The sequence below is a fragment of the Methylobacterium sp. EM32 genome (assembly GCF_040593685.1).
Classification (GTDB): Bacteria; Pseudomonadota; Alphaproteobacteria; order Rhizobiales; family Beijerinckiaceae; genus Methylobacterium.
In genome coordinates, this window is the sequence record NZ_JBEXZS010000021.1 from 1 (window position 1) to 13355 (window position 13355).

Sequence of the window (13355 nt, forward strand, 5' to 3'; positions counted from 1 at the left end):
TCCCCTCACAGCCCCAAACCCCGGACGAGCCCCCATGCGCGACAACCCGGAGCGGAGCCGGTTCGAGCTCGAGGTGAACGGCGAAGTCGCCTACGCCGATTACCGCCGCCAGCCCGGCACCCTCGTCATCGCCTACGTCTACGCGCCCCCGGCCTTGCGCGGCACCGGCACCGCCGACCGGCTGATGCAGGGCGTGGCCGAAGCCGCCCGGGCGGAGGGCGCACGCATCCGCCCGCTCTGCGGCTATGCAGCGGCATGGCTGCGGCGCCACCGCGAGCACAGCGACCTGGTGGGCTGACGAGCCATCGACCGTTGTGGGGATGTGATCCCGACGGTCATTGGGAATGACCGTCGGGATCATGCCTCAGAGCCGGTTTGACTGATTGGTCGATTTTCTCCCACTCACAATCTCATCCTGAGGTGTCAGTCGATGGACAATCGACTGACCTCGAAGGAGGCCTCCAGAAGTCTCGAGAAAACTGGAGGCCTCCTTCGAGGCTCACTGCGTTCGCACCTCAGGATGAGGTCGAGGGAGGGATGGGGAAGCGTCTCACAATACCGCCCTCGCAAGAGCACTTCACGATCGCGTTGCAATCGCGAAGCTCTCTAGGTTTATGATTTTGCCGCATTTTCTTCGACGAACCGGTGTCAACTTCGTCGGAAAATGCTCAAGTCGAACAGGCGCTCAGGGTATTCCGGCGAGATACGACGTTTCCAGCGTGCCGGTCGAGCGATGGGGCATGACCGAGAGGCTTGCGCTGCCACTCCGGCTCTTCTGACTCTCGAGTGCCGCCGTGATCTCCCGCACCAGGTCGGGATCCACCACGGTCTGGCCGCCCATCAGTGTCTTGACGGTCCGTTGCGAGCCTGTGGCGTCGTCCCACGACGGGGCGACCGGCCATGCGGACACGGTCTCAGGAGCCCCTGCATCGGTCGCCGCCCCGGCTGCGCTGGCATCTCTCGACGCTATCCGCAGCGCGAACAGCGCGTCGAGTGTCGCCAGCGACATCGTCACGGACGCCAGCGTCGGGCCAGGCTGAGCCGGGGCCGAAGCCTCGGCCGGGGCGGAAGCGGCTTTGGCGGGTACGAATCCGGGGGATGTCCGGTTCGCAAGAATCTGCCCAAGGAGGGACGAGCCCGAGACAATCACGACCTGCTCCGTTCCGACGAGCGACGCAGCCTTCGAGCCGGTTGCCGCCAGGTGGGGCGGTCGCTTCCATCGGGAACAGCACTACGAGAGGAGATCTGGTCTCATGGTGATGCAAATCCTTAAAATTTGATGCATTCGGCACAATGCCGTGCATTGGCGGGCGCAGTCGCCGGGCTCGCGATCCCGCGGCCCGGCGCACGGAGAGACGGGGCGGGCGTCCTCACCCCACCATGTCGAGCGGCGGCGCGAGCCCCGCCGGCAGCGGGCTGACATAGGGCGTGCGGGCGAGCCGCTCGGCATGGTCGGCCTTGGCGCGGGCAAGGAGGTCGGGGTCGCGCAACACGTCGACCGCCGTGCCGGCCATCGCCTTGGCGACGTGGACCATGCCCTTGTGCGCCGCCGGGGTCTTGCCCTGCGCGGTCATCTGCCAGGAATGGCCCGGCGTGCCGATGGCGTAGGTGGCGCCGCGGGCCTGCACCGTCGGCACCGCCCAGCTCACGTCGCCGACATCGGTCGAGCCCATCATCCGCTCGCCGACTGCGCCGAGGGGCACGATCGTGTCGCAGAGCGGCGCATCGGTCACCGGCACGCCGAAGCGGCGATGGGCCGAGACGATGTCCTCAGCCGTCAGCGTCGCCCGGATGTCTTCCGCGAAGGCGCGGTCATCGGCGTCGAAGGGCGGGGGCCCGAGGCGCATCAGGTTGGCGTGCAGCGCCTGCTCCAGCGGCGGGTTCGCGAGCAGGTTCGACATCGCGCTCACCACACGGCTCGTCACCGTGGTCTCGGTCATCAGGGCGGCGCCCTGCGCGATCCTCTCCACCCGGGCCGCGAGATCGAGGAGGCTCGGCAGGTCGGCGGCGCGCACGAGGTAGCGCACGGTGGCGCCGGCCTGCACGACGTTCGGGGCGATGCCGCCAGCATCGAGATAGGCGTAATGCACCCGCGCGTCGCTCGGCATGTGCTCGCGCAGATAGTTGACGCCGACATTCATCAGCTCGACCGCGTCGAGGGCCGAGCGCCCGAGATGGGGGGCGGCGGCCGCGTGCGAGGCCTTGCCGGCGAAGGTGAAGTCGAGGAGCTGGATCGCCAGCGAGACCGGCTCCCAGATCGCCACGAACGGCCCAGGATGCCAGGTGATCGCCACGTCGACGTCGGCGAAGACGCCGTCGCGCACCATGAAGGTCTTGGCCGCCCCGCCCTCTTCCGCCGGGCAGCCGTAATAGCGCACGCGCCCCGGAAGGCCTTCAGCGGCGAGCCAGTCCTTGACCGCGGTGGCGGCGAGCAGCGCGCCGGCCCCCAGCAGGTTGTGGCCGCAGCCGTGGCCGGCGCCCTCACCGGGACGAGGACGGTGCGCCGCGACTCCCGCCTCCTGGCTCAGGCCCGGCAGCGCGTCATACTCGCCGAGGATCGCGATGACCGGGCCGCCCTCCCCCGCCTCGCCCATCATGGCGGTCGGGATGCCGCCGGTGCCCTCGGTCACCCGGAAGCCGTGCGCGCGGAGCATCGCGGTGTGCTCGGCGGCCGAGCGCACCTCCTGGAAGTTGAGCTCCGGCATCTCCCACACCCGGTCGGAGAGGGCGACGAACGCCGCCGCATGCTCCTCGACGTGCCTCCAGATCGCCTCGCTGTTGTGCATAGTTCCTCGCCCGTCCGGGGCCTTGTTCGTGCCTGGCCCCCACCCCTTGTCGCACGACGGGGGCCGGATGCCATGCACCCGGCTCAGCTCAGGCTTGCGCCGGGTTAGCCCTTGGCCAGGATCTGCCGCTTCGCCAGCGCCCGGTCGACGAAATCGAGCCGGTCCTGACCCCAGAACAATTCGCCGTCGAGCACGATGGTCGGCGAGCCGAACACGCCGAGGCGTTCCGCCTCCTCACCGTAGCGCCGGTACTCCGCCTGGACGGGCTCGCTCCGTTCGGCAGCCACCAGGGCGGCGCCGTCGTAGCCGTTCTCGTCGGCGATGGCGCGGCGCACGTCGGCCTCCGAGATGTCGCGCTCCTCGGCCCAGAGCGCCCGCAGGATGGCGTGCGAGAGCGGGAAGGCGTCGAGCCCGGCCTGTTGGGCCGCGATCACCGTCCAGCCGGCATGCTTGTTCCAGTTCGGCGCCGGATTCTGCATCGGGTAGTACCGGGGCGTGACGGTCAGCGGCAGGCCGAGATACTCGCTCCAGCGCGCGAGCTCGACGGCATGATAATCGCGTCGCGGCTGCGGCCGGGTCCGGATCGGCACGCCGCCGGTCTTGGGCACCACCTCCTGGAAGTCGAAGGGCTTCAGCACCAGCCGGGCGCGGTGGCGGCGCACGATGTCCTGGAGCTTCGGCCCGCCGAGATAGGACCAGGGCGAGGACAGGCTGTAGAAGCAGGACAGTTCGACCATCGGGGACCTCCAGACGAGATGGGCATGGATATCCACCAGGAGAGCGCGGCCGTGAAGGGTCTAACGGCTCTGGCCGCCGAGGTGCGGCGCGATCTCGCCCGCCTGAACCACCCGCCGGCCCCCTGGACCCTGCCGGTCGCGGGCCCGGACGGGCGCCCCGCCCTCGACGTGCTGGTGGTCGGCGCCGGCATGTGCGGCCAGACCGCGGCCTTCGCGCTCCTGCGCGAGGGCGTCTCGAACCTGCGGGTCATCGACCAGGCGCCCCGCGGCGCCGAGGGCCCGTGGGGTACCTTCGCCCGGATGGAGACCCTGCGCTCGCCCAAGCACCTGACGGGGCCGGATCTCGGCATCCCCTCCCTCACCTTCCGGGCCTGGTGGGAGGCGCAAGCCGGAGAAGAGGGCTGGCGCGACCTCTACAAGATCCCGCGACTCGATTGGCTGCGCTACCTCCTGTTCGTGCGCGACACCGTCGGCGTGCCGGTGGAGAACGACACGCGGCTGACGCGGCTGTGGCCGGCGGGCGGGCTGATCGGGGCGGCGATCGAGGGACCCGGCGGCCCCGAGACCGTCCACGCCCGCAAGGTGGTGCTGGCCTGCGGCCGCGACGGCTCGGGCGGGCGGCGGATGCCGCCCTTCGCGATCGCGGCCGAGGGGCGCCTGTTCCACTCCTCCGATCCAATCGACTTCTCGCGTTTCCGCGGCGGCCGGGTCGCGGTGCTCGGCGCCTCGGCCTCCGCGATCGACAACGCCGCCACGGCGCTCGAGGCCGGCGCCGCCGAGGTGACGCTGTTCGTGCGCCGCTCGCGCTTTCCTCAGGTCAACAAGTCGAAATGGGCCGCCTTCCCGGGCTTCCTGCGCGGCTACGCCGCCCTCGACGACGCGCGGCGCTGGGCCTTCACCGCCTACATGATGGGCGAGGGCACGCCGCCGCCGCACGAATCGGTCCTGCGCTGCACCCGCCACCCGAACTTCGCGGTGCGATTCGGCGAGGGCTGGAGCGGGATCGCGGAGCGGCCGGACGGCCTGGTGATCGAGACCGCGAAGGGGCGCTATCCGGTCGACGCCGCCGTGGTGGCGGTCGGCTTCGACATCGACCTGACCCGGCGGCCGGAGCTGGAGGCGTTTCGCGAGGCGGTGCTGACCTGGGGCGAGCGGGTGTCGGAGGCGGAGGCCGCGGCGAACCCGGAGGCCGCGCGCTTCCCCTATCTCGGCGACGGCATGCAGATGCTGGAGCGGGTGCCCGGCCAGTTGCCGGATCTCGGGTTGCTGCACGTCTTCAACTGGGGCGTCACCCTCAGCCACGGCGCCCTCGCCGGCGACATCCCGGGCCTCGGCATCGGGGCGACGCGGCTGGCCCAGGCGCTGGTGCGCGACCTCTTCGTCTCGCAGGCCGACGCGCATTTTCCCCGGATGGTGGCGCACGAGGATGCCGAGCTGGAGCCGACGCCGTTCTTCGTGGCGCGGGGGGAGCGGTAGTTCGTATTCGATGGGTTGTGTCGGTCTCGCGCTACGTCATCCCGGGGCTCGACGAAGTCGAGAACCCGGGATCCATAACCGCTGACGGTGCAGAACCCGGCTCGATGCGTTCCGCTTCATCCTGAAAGGTCGGCGTTTATGGATCCCGGGTTCCGCTGTCGCGGCCCCGGGATGACGAGGAGGGCGTCAGATCCGTGGAGCGAGCCGCCGACGCGACCGCACTCAGCCCCCGCCCGACCGCTCAAGGCGGCGGAATCCGCCCCGGCGGGGTGCCGCGGATCAGCGCCAGGACGGCCTCGTCGCGCTCGGAGATCAGCCGGGCGCCGCGCTGGAAGCTCAAGTAAGCCCACAGCCAGCGCAAGGTGACGACGAGGCGGTTGTGGAAGCCGACCAGCAGGTAGACGTGGGCCACGCCCCACACCACCCAGGCGAGGAAGCCCTTCAGCTTGAGGTGGTCCCACTGCACCACGCCGGAATTGTGCCCGATGATCGCCAGGTTGCCGCGGCTGCGGAAGCGGAAGGGCTTGGCCGTCTTGCCGTGCAGGATGCGGTCGCGCAGAGCTTTGCCGAGGTAGCGGCCCTGCTGGTCGGCCACCTGGGCGAGGCCCGGCAGGGGCTTGCCGTCCTCCGCCTTCGCCATGGCGAGGTCGCCGAGGGCGTAGATGCCCGGGCGCCCGATGACCGCGAGGTCGGGCCCGACCGGCACGTGGCCCGTGCGCGTCGTCTCGACCCCGAGCCACTCCCCTGCCGGCGAGGCGCGCACGCCCGCCCCCCAGACGATCGTGGCCGCCGGGATCAGCTTGCCCGCGACCGTGACCCCCTCCTCCGACACGTCCTCGACCGCGTGCTCGGTCAGCACCGTGACGCCGAGGCGCTCCAGCGAGCGGCGCGCATAGGCCGAGAGGTCCTCGGTGAAGGTGCCGAGCACCCGGGGCGCGGCCTCGATCAGGAGGATCCGCGCCTGCTTCGGGTCGATGCGGCGGAAATCCTTCGACAGGGCGTGGTGGGCGAGGCCCGCGATGGCCCCCGCCATCTCGACTCCGGTCGGCCCGCCGCCGATCACCGCGAAGGTCATCAGCCGCTCGCGGGCCGCCGGGTCGTCCTCGCGCTCCGCCGCCTCGAAGGCGAGGAGCACCCGGGCGCGGATGCGGCGGGCGTCATCGAGGGTCTTGAGGCCCGGGGCGAAGCGCTCCCATTCCGGGTGGCCGAAATAGCTGTGGGTGGCGCCCGTCGCGAGGACCAGCGTGTCGTAGGGGATCTGGGTGCCGTCGCGCAGGCGGACTGAGCGCCCCTCGGTGTCGACGCCCTCGACTTCGCCCATCAGCACGCTGACATTGCGGTCCCAGCGCAGGATCGCCCGGATCGGCTCGGCGATCTCGCCCGGCGCGATCACCGCGGTGGCGACCTGGTAGAGGAGCGGCTGGAACAGGTGGTGGTTGCGCCGGTCGATCAGCGTGACGGCGATGCCCTCGGCGCCGCCGAGGCCTCGGGCCGTGGTGAGCCCGCCGAAGCCGCCGCCGACGATCACCACCCGGTGCGGCCCGGACGCGGCGAGCGGCGCCCGCTTCACCCCGTCGAGGGGGGTGGTCTCGAGAGCGGTGCGGTGCAGGGTCTCGGACATGCGGCTCTCCCTCTGGCAATGTCGGGCGGCCGGATCGGGGGCTCGTCCCGGCGTGCCTCGGCCCGCGCGGAACTTGCCTGATCGAGGCTTGCCGAAGCGACAGTCTGACCCAAGGTTACGATGCTGGCGAGAGCCGCGGAACCCCCCGGAAAGCTTCAGAGCGGTGCTGATCGGGCCCGCCGCCCCTGCACCGTTCCAGCACGCCCGGCGCGCCGGATGACAGGCTATTTCACAGTCGAAAACTGTATAAATCGGTGTACCTCGACGGCTGTCCGGATTTCCGCTACCCGTGCGGCGGACGACGCGCCCTCAAGGGAGAGACACACCATGGCCGACGCCACCTCCACCTCGGAATCCGGCCGCCGGATCGGCCACGGCCGGGTCTACGACTCGATCACCGAGACCATCGGCAACACCCCGCTGGTGCGTCTCAACCGCCTCGCCAAGGAGCGCGGGCTCGATGCCGAGATCCTGCTGAAGCTCGAGTTCTTCAACCCGATCGCCTCGGTGAAGGACCGCATCGGCGTCAACATGATCGACGCCATGGAGGCCTCGGGCGTGCTGAAGCCCGGCGGCACCCTGGTCGAGCCGACCTCCGGCAATACCGGCATCGCGCTAGCCTTCGTGGCCGCGGCCCGCGGCTACCGGCTGATCCTGGTCATGCCCGAGACGATGTCGCTCGAGCGGCGCAAGATGCTGGCCTATCTCGGGGCCGAGCTCGCCCTCACCCCCGGCCCGCAGGGCATGAAGGGCGCGATCGCCAAGGCCGAGGAACTCCTGAAGGAGATCCCGGGCGCGATCATGCCCCAGCAGTTCAACAACCCGGCGAACCCCGAGATCCACCGCAAGACCACCGCGGAGGAGATCTGGAACGACACGCAAGGCCAGCTCGACGCCTTCGTGGCCGGCGTCGGCACCGGCGGCACCATCACGGGCGTCGGCCAGGTCATCAAGCCGCGCCTGCCGCATCTGCGCGTCGTCGCCGTCGAGCCGGAGGATTCCCCGGTCCTGTCCGGCGGCCAGCCCGGCCCGCACAAGATCCAGGGCATCGGAGCCGGCTTCGTGCCGGGCGTGCTCGACCGCGGCGTGATCGACGAGGTGGTGACGGTCTCCAACCAGACCGCCTTCGACACCGCCCGCCTCCTCGCCCGGATCGAGGGCATCCCCGGCGGCATCTCGACCGGCGGCAACGTCGCGGCGGCCCTCGAGGTCGCGGCCCGGCCGGAATTCAAGGGCAAGCGGATCGTGACGGTCGCCTGCTCGTTTGCCGAGCGCTACATCTCGTCGGCCCTGTTCGAGGGGCTCTGAGGCGCGTTCGGGGCGGGGCCGCACGGCTCCGCCTTGACAGCGACGGGTCTGCGCGACGAACGCCCGACCCTCCGCGTCATCCCGGGGCTCGGCGAAGCCGAGAACCCGGGATCTATAACCGCTAGCGGTACAGAACCGGGCAGGCACCGTCCCGCCTCATCCGCAAACCCCAGCGGTTATGGATCCCGGGTTCCGCTGCGCGGCCCCGGGATGACGATGGAGGATGTGAGGCCCGTCGCGAGATGCCAACGGCGTCTCAAGCGACCAGTTCGGGCCGGCGCTCCTCGTGGCGGACCTCGTGATGCCGCTCCTCCTCGCAGGCGCCGCGGCGGAACAGAGCCGCGCAGCGCGACTCGCGGTGGACGCTCAGGATCGAGGCCCGGTCGATGTCGGGGTTCTCGGCCAGGATGCGACGCACATCCTCGACCAGGCGGCCGTAGCGGCCGGCATCGAAGCCGCCCTCCAGCGGGCTGACAGCGATATAGGCCTCCACCACCAGGACCTTTTCAGATTTCTCGCGGGACACTTCCGCGGCGATCCAGGCGGATTTCACGAGGCGGTTTGGGTTGACCATCGGCGTACCTCCGTTCTCGTCAGGCCGCTCTTCGGCGGCTCGATAGAAGTGAGACTGCGACAAGCCGCTCCCTCTGCCAACTCCGCAATGGCTGCAAAGCTCCGTTATGTCGCAGCGAAATCATGCGCTGAACGCATGACACCCGGGATTAAAGCGGCAGCACTCCGTCGCTCTTCACCTCCTCCATCACCGCGTAGGTGCGGGTGTTGTTGACCCCCGGCAGCGACAGGAGCCCCTCGCCGAGGAAGCGCCGGTAGGCCGGCATGTCGGCGACCCGGGCCTTGACCAGGTAGTCGAACCCGCCTCCAACCATGTGGCATTCCAGCACCTCCGGCGCGCGCCGCACCGCGGCGGCGAAGCGCGCGAAGGCGTCGGGCGTGGTCTTGTCGAGCGAGACCTCGACGAAGACGAGCAGGCTCAACCCTAAGCGCTGGGGATCGAGCCGCGCCCCGAACCCGGTGATCACCCCATCCTTCTGCAACCGGCGCAGCCGCTCGCCGGTGGCGGTCGGCGACAGCCCGACCCGCTCGGCCAGCTCCACGTTCGGGATGCGCCCCTCGCGCTGGAGGATCTTCAGGATCTGCCGGTCGACCCGGTCGAGCCCGTCCGTCATTCTCTCTCCCAAACCCCGGTTTCGCCGCCGATCCTGCGGCCAGCCGGCGATAAGCGCCATCGAAGCGCGGCGGAAGGGCGGTTATCCTGAGGATCGTCAAGAAATACCCCGCCCGGACCCGCCCCGATGCCCGCTCCGCTCCCCGTCTTCCACGCGCCCTTTGCTCCCGACGATGCCGTCCTCGCCCGCCTCTTCCTGGAGCGGGGTGCCTTGCCGCCGGAGCGCGAGGCCCGGGTCGACGCGCTCGCCCGCGACCTCGTCGGCGCCATCCGGCAGGAGAGCGGCGGTCTCGGCGGCGTCGAGGCGATGCTGCGCGAGTACTCGCTCTCGACCAAGGAGGGCCTGGCGCTGATGGTGCTGGCCGAGGCCCTGCTGCGGGTGCCCGATGCCGCCACCGCCGACCGGCTGATCGAGGACAAGCTGCGCTTCGGCGGCTTCGAGCAGCACGCCACCCGCTCCGACGCCCTGCTGGTACGCTCCTCGGCCTGGGCGCTCGGCCTGTCGGCGCGGATCATCCAGCCCGGCGACACCCCGGAGGGGATCCTGGCCGGCCTCGCCAAGCGCCTCGGCCTGCCGGCGGTGCGCCAGGCCGCCCGCCAGGCGATGCGGGTGATGGGCGGGCATTTCGTCCTCGGCGAGACGATCGAGGCGGCGTTGAAGCGCTCGGCGAGCGGACAGGGCCGGCTCTACCGCTACTCCTTCGACATGCTCGGCGAGGGCGCCCGCACGGCGGAGGACGCCCGGGCCTATGCGGCGTCCTACGCCGCCGCCATCGAGGCGATCGGCTGGGCCGCCGGCAACAAGCCGCTGCCCGACCGGCCGGGCATCTCGGTCAAGCTCTCGGCGCTGCATCCGCGCTACGAGGCGGTCGGCCGCGAGCGGGTGATGGCCGAGCTGGTGCCGGTGCTCCTCGACCTCGCCAAGGCGGCGAAGAGCTACGACCTTAACTTCACGGTCGATGCCGAGGAGGCCGACCGGCTCGAACTCTCCCTCGACGTCATCGCGGCGGTGCTCGGCGACCCCGCGCTCGCCGGATGGGACGGGTTCGGCCTCGCGGTCCAGGCCTACCAGAAGCGCTGCCTCCAGGTGATCGAACATGTCGCGGACCTCGCCGCCCGCCTCGACCGGCGGCTGATGGTGCGCCTCGTCAAGGGCGCGTACTGGGACACCGAGGTGAAGCGGGCCCAGGAGCGCGGCCTGGCCGACTACCCCGTCTTCACCCGCAAGAGCATGACGGATCTCAGCTACCTGGCGGCGGCCGAGCGGATGCTCGCCCATCGCCCCCGGCTCTTTCCGCAATTCGCCACCCACAACGCGCTCACCGTCGCGGCGATCGTCGAGCGGGCGGGGCCGGAAGCCGGCACCTACGAGTTCCAGCGCCTGCACGGCATGGGCGAGGCGCTCTATGCCCGCCTGCTGGCGAGCGTGCCGGGGGCGGCCTGCCGCACCTACGCGCCGGTCGGCGGCCACCGCGACCTCCTCGCCTACCTGGTGCGGCGGCTGCTCGAGAACGGCGCCAATTCCTCTTTCGTCTCGCAGGCCGCCGACCCGTCGGTGCCGGTCGAGACCCTGCTGCGCCGCCCGGCCGAGAGCGTCGGCAACCCGGACCGCGCCCGGCACGCCAAGCTCCGCCGCCCCGCCGAGATGTTCGCCCCCGAGCGGATCAACTCCGCCGGCGTCGAGTTCGGCGACCGGGCGGCGCTGGAGCGCCTGACGGACAATGTCTCCGCCGCGCGCGGCCCCGCCGAGGCGGCGCCGGTGATCGACGGCGCGGCGCAAGCCGGCACGCCGCGCGATGTTGTGAGCCCGAGCGACGCCCGCACGGTCGTCGGCACCGTCACGGACGCCTCGCCCGAGACCGCGGCGGCCGCGATGCAGGCCGCCCGCAAGGGCGCGCTCGCCTGGGGCCGCGTCCCGGCGGAGCAACGCGCCGCCGCCCTGGAGCGGGCCGCCGACGCGATGGAGGCCTCGACCGGCCGGCTGATCCACCTGCTCCAGGCCGAGGCCGGCAAGACCCTCGACGACGCGGTGGCGGAACTGCGCGAGGCGGTGGATTTCTGCCGCTACTACGCCGCGCAGGGCCGCAAGCTCTTCGGCGCCCCCCAAGCCCTGCCGGGCCCGACCGGCGAGAGCAACCGCCTGACCTTGCGCAGCCGCGGCGTCTTCGTGGCGATCTCGCCGTGGAACTTCCCGCTCGCCATCTTCGTCGGCCAGGTCGCCGCGGCCTTGATGGCCGGCAACGCGGTGGTGGCGAAGCCCGCCGAGCAGACCCCGCTCGTCGCGGCGGAAGCCGTGCGCCTCCTGCACCGGGCCGGCGTGGCGCCCGGCGCGCTTCACCTCGTGCCGGGCGACGGCGCGGTCGGGGCGGCCCTGGTGGCGCATAAGGACGTGGCCGGCGTGGTCTTCACCGGCTCGACCGAGGTGGCGCGCCACATCAACCGGGTGCTCGCCGCCAAGGACGGGCCGATCGTGCCCCTGATCGCCGAGACCGGCGGCATCAACGCGATGCTGGTCGACGCCACGGCCCTGCCCGAGCAGGTCGCCGACGACGTGGTGACCTCCGCCTTCCGCTCCGCCGGCCAGCGCTGCTCGGCCCTGCGCCTGCTGCTCGTCCAAGAGGACGTGGCCGACAAGGTGATCGGGATGGTGGCGGGCGCCGCGCAGGAGCTGCGGCTCGGCGATCCGCGCGATCCGGCGACCCATGTCGGCCCGGTGATCGACGCCGAGGCCCGCACCCGCCTCGACCGTCACGGCGCCGCCATGCGCCGCAGCGCAACGGTGCATTACGCCGGCGAGGTGCCGGGCGCGGGCCATTTCGTGGCGCCGCAGATCTACGAGATCGCCGGGCCCGAGGCGCTGACGGAGGAGGTGTTCGGGCCGATCCTGCACGTCGCCCGCTACAAGGCCGCCGATCTCGACCGGGTGCTCGACGCGATCGAGGCGTCCGGCTACGGCCTGACGCTCGGCGTGCATTCCCGCATCGATGCCACGGTGGAACGGGTGGTCGCGCGCCTCTCCACCGGCAACATCTACGTCAACCGCAACATGATCGGCGCGGTGGTCGGGGTGCAGCCTTTCGGCGGCCACGGTCTCTCCGGCACCGGTCCGAAGGCCGGCGGGCCGCACTACCTCACCCGCTTCGCCACCGAGCAGACGGTGACGGTGAATACCGCGGCGGCGGGCGGCGACGCGGCGCTGATCGCCATGGAGGGGTGAGCGCGGCCGCGGGTTGCACATCGGGGAGCGATCACTCACCCTGGGGAATGGCACAGCTTGATTGGCTGATACTGTGTACCAGAACCTTGGGCGGGTGGATCTTTAATCCCTTCCGCTGCGTGCGTGGGAGCACGTCCCGGCGTGTCGAGGCTCTCTATATTCCAATCATCGCAACGGAACGCCGATCACCCCCGGGTCGATCGGCAGAAGACGGAGATTGGATCACATGAAGACCCGCATCGCCGCCCTCGCCGCCGCCCTCGTCCTCGCCGCCGCCCCGCTCTCGACCGCCATGGCATTCCCCTACGCCCCCGCCCCGGCCTGGGCCTATGACGTCGAGACCACCGGCTCGCTCGGAGGCCGCGCCAATGACAGCGTGCCGTTCTACGGCGCCTGCCCGATGAGCTCGGCCTCGGAGGGCAACGCCAAGCAGCAGAACTTCCCGGTCAAGCAGTACGGCCAGACCGCGGGCGGCTATCGCTGCTGAGCCCGGTCACCGGACTCTCCCGAGGGGCGCCCTCGCCGCGCCCCCGGCCCTCCGGCCATCCCGTGACGCTGATGATGGGCCGCCCTCCGGGCGGCCCTTTTCGCGTCGACGAGCGGCACCGTCACCCGAAATACACACCCTCCGCCGAACCGTGAGCGTACCCGGAAATCGCCGCAAACCGGCACCACAGCTCGATCCCGACGGCGCGAGGCTTTCGTCGGCCCCGGGCCGTGCCGCTCGACCTTTGGCCGGGCGGCAAGCTTGGCACTTCGTTAAGCAGTCACTCGCATTCTCGCGCCAACACCTTCGGGAGACCCTCAGCGTGCGCGCTCTGACCTCATACGGCCTTCCGCGCCTCGGCGCGGGCGCGGCGCTCGTCGCCGCCTTCTTCGTCACCGCCGCGCCCCAGGCCCAGGCCCGCGACAATGTCGGCGCGGCGATCATCGGCGGCGCAGCGGCCGGCGTGCTCGGCGGCGTCGCGGCCGGCGCCATCATGAACGGCATGCAGCCCCCGCCCCCGCCGCCCCCGGCCTACGC

At 71.2% G+C, this 13355-nt stretch carries 11 protein-coding genes and 1 pseudogene; 6 read left to right on the top strand and 6 right to left on the bottom strand.

The genetic code is table 11. The features are described from left to right. The first annotated feature begins 34 nt into the window (after positions 1-34). Positions 35-298, top strand: a complete 264-nt coding sequence (locus tag ABZT49_RS03455; protein WP_355283070.1) for a GNAT family N-acetyltransferase — start codon at positions 35-37, stop codon at positions 296-298. A gap of 387 nt (positions 299-685) precedes the next feature. On the opposite strand, the gene ABZT49_RS03460 is transcribed toward ABZT49_RS03455, so the two are convergent. The 3 genes from ABZT49_RS03460 to ABZT49_RS03470 all read right to left on the bottom strand — a co-directional run bounded on the left by ABZT49_RS03460 (position 686) and on the right by ABZT49_RS03470 (position 3523). Further along, complete coding sequence (locus tag ABZT49_RS03460; protein ID WP_355283073.1) at positions 686-1015, bottom strand: hypothetical protein; 330 nt, start codon at positions 1013-1015, stop codon at positions 686-688. A 355-nt stretch (positions 1016-1370) separates the two neighbouring features. Beyond that, positions 1371-2786, bottom strand: coding sequence for a M20 family metallopeptidase (locus ABZT49_RS03465; protein WP_355283075.1), 1416 nt, complete (start codon positions 2784-2786; stop codon positions 1371-1373). A gap of 104 nt (positions 2787-2890) precedes the next feature. Beyond that, positions 2891-3523 carry a 2-hydroxychromene-2-carboxylate isomerase gene (locus tag ABZT49_RS03470; RefSeq protein ID WP_355283078.1) on the bottom strand — a complete coding sequence of 211 codons (633 nt, stop codon included), beginning with the start codon at positions 3521-3523 and terminating at the stop codon, positions 2891-2893. 24 nt (positions 3524-3547) lie between these two features. Here ABZT49_RS03470 and ABZT49_RS03475 point away from each other — a divergent pair, with 24 nt between their 5' ends. Then, positions 3548-4999, top strand: a complete 1452-nt coding sequence (locus ABZT49_RS03475) for an NAD(P)/FAD-dependent oxidoreductase (protein WP_355283081.1) — start codon at positions 3548-3550, stop codon at positions 4997-4999. 241 nt (positions 5000-5240) lie between these two features. Here ABZT49_RS03475 and ABZT49_RS03480 read toward each other — a convergent pair whose 3' ends face one another. Next, positions 5241-6620 carry an NAD(P)/FAD-dependent oxidoreductase gene (locus ABZT49_RS03480; protein WP_355283084.1) on the bottom strand — a complete coding sequence of 460 codons (1380 nt, stop codon included), beginning with the start codon at positions 6618-6620 and terminating at the stop codon, positions 5241-5243. 327 nt (positions 6621-6947) lie between these two features. Here ABZT49_RS03480 and cysK point away from each other — a divergent pair, with 327 nt between their 5' ends. Beyond that, positions 6948-7928, top strand: coding sequence for a cysteine synthase A (gene cysK, locus ABZT49_RS03485; protein WP_355283087.1), 981 nt, complete (start codon positions 6948-6950; stop codon positions 7926-7928). Between the two features lie 256 nt (positions 7929-8184). Here cysK and ABZT49_RS03490 read toward each other — a convergent pair whose 3' ends face one another. Then, on the bottom strand, positions 8185-8502 hold the full coding sequence (locus tag ABZT49_RS03490; RefSeq protein WP_355283089.1) for a hypothetical protein: 318 nt from the start codon (positions 8500-8502) through the stop codon (positions 8185-8187). Positions 8503-8650: 148 nt separating this feature from the next. Then, positions 8651-9115: an Lrp/AsnC ligand binding domain-containing protein gene (locus ABZT49_RS03495; protein WP_060848166.1), complete on the bottom strand. Its 465-nt coding sequence runs from the start codon at positions 9113-9115 to the stop codon at positions 8651-8653. 126 nt (positions 9116-9241) lie between these two features. On the opposite strand from ABZT49_RS03495, the gene putA reads away from it, so the two are divergent. From putA to ABZT49_RS03510, 3 genes and pseudogenes are all read left to right on the top strand, one after another. Beyond that, entirely contained in the window at positions 9242-12331 is a 3090-nt protein-coding gene (putA, locus tag ABZT49_RS03500; protein ID WP_355283092.1) for a bifunctional proline dehydrogenase/L-glutamate gamma-semialdehyde dehydrogenase PutA, read from the top strand. A 226-nt stretch (positions 12332-12557) separates the two neighbouring features. Further along, positions 12558-12818 (top strand): hypothetical protein, encoded by a 261-nt coding sequence (locus ABZT49_RS03505; RefSeq protein WP_355283095.1) that lies wholly within the window; start codon positions 12558-12560, stop codon positions 12816-12818. Between the two features lie 322 nt (positions 12819-13140). Continuing rightward, positions 13141-13355, top strand: a pseudogene (locus tag ABZT49_RS03510) (hypothetical protein); the annotation flags it as partial.

Coding starts and splice junctions, on each gene's coding strand:
- ABZT49_RS03465 (WP_355283075.1), bottom strand. CDS start 2,786: ATGCACAACAGCGAGGCGATCTGGAGGCACGTCGAGGAGCATGCGGCG.
- ABZT49_RS03505 (WP_355283095.1), top strand. CDS start 12,558: ATGAAGACCCGCATCGCCGCCCTCGCCGCCGCCCTCGTCCTCGCCGCC.
- ABZT49_RS03495 (WP_060848166.1), bottom strand. CDS start 9,115: ATGACGGACGGGCTCGACCGGGTCGACCGGCAGATCCTGAAGATCCTC.
- ABZT49_RS03455 (WP_355283070.1), top strand. CDS start 35: ATGCGCGACAACCCGGAGCGGAGCCGGTTCGAGCTCGAGGTGAACGGC.
- ABZT49_RS03470 (WP_355283078.1), bottom strand. CDS start 3,523: ATGGTCGAACTGTCCTGCTTCTACAGCCTGTCCTCGCCCTGGTCCTAT.
- cysK (WP_355283087.1), top strand. CDS start 6,948: ATGGCCGACGCCACCTCCACCTCGGAATCCGGCCGCCGGATCGGCCAC.
- putA (WP_355283092.1), top strand. CDS start 9,242: ATGCCCGCTCCGCTCCCCGTCTTCCACGCGCCCTTTGCTCCCGACGAT.
- ABZT49_RS03475 (WP_355283081.1), top strand. CDS start 3,548: ATGGATATCCACCAGGAGAGCGCGGCCGTGAAGGGTCTAACGGCTCTG.
- ABZT49_RS03480 (WP_355283084.1), bottom strand. CDS start 6,620: ATGTCCGAGACCCTGCACCGCACCGCTCTCGAGACCACCCCCCTCGAC.
- ABZT49_RS03490 (WP_355283089.1), bottom strand. CDS start 8,502: ATGGTCAACCCAAACCGCCTCGTGAAATCCGCCTGGATCGCCGCGGAA.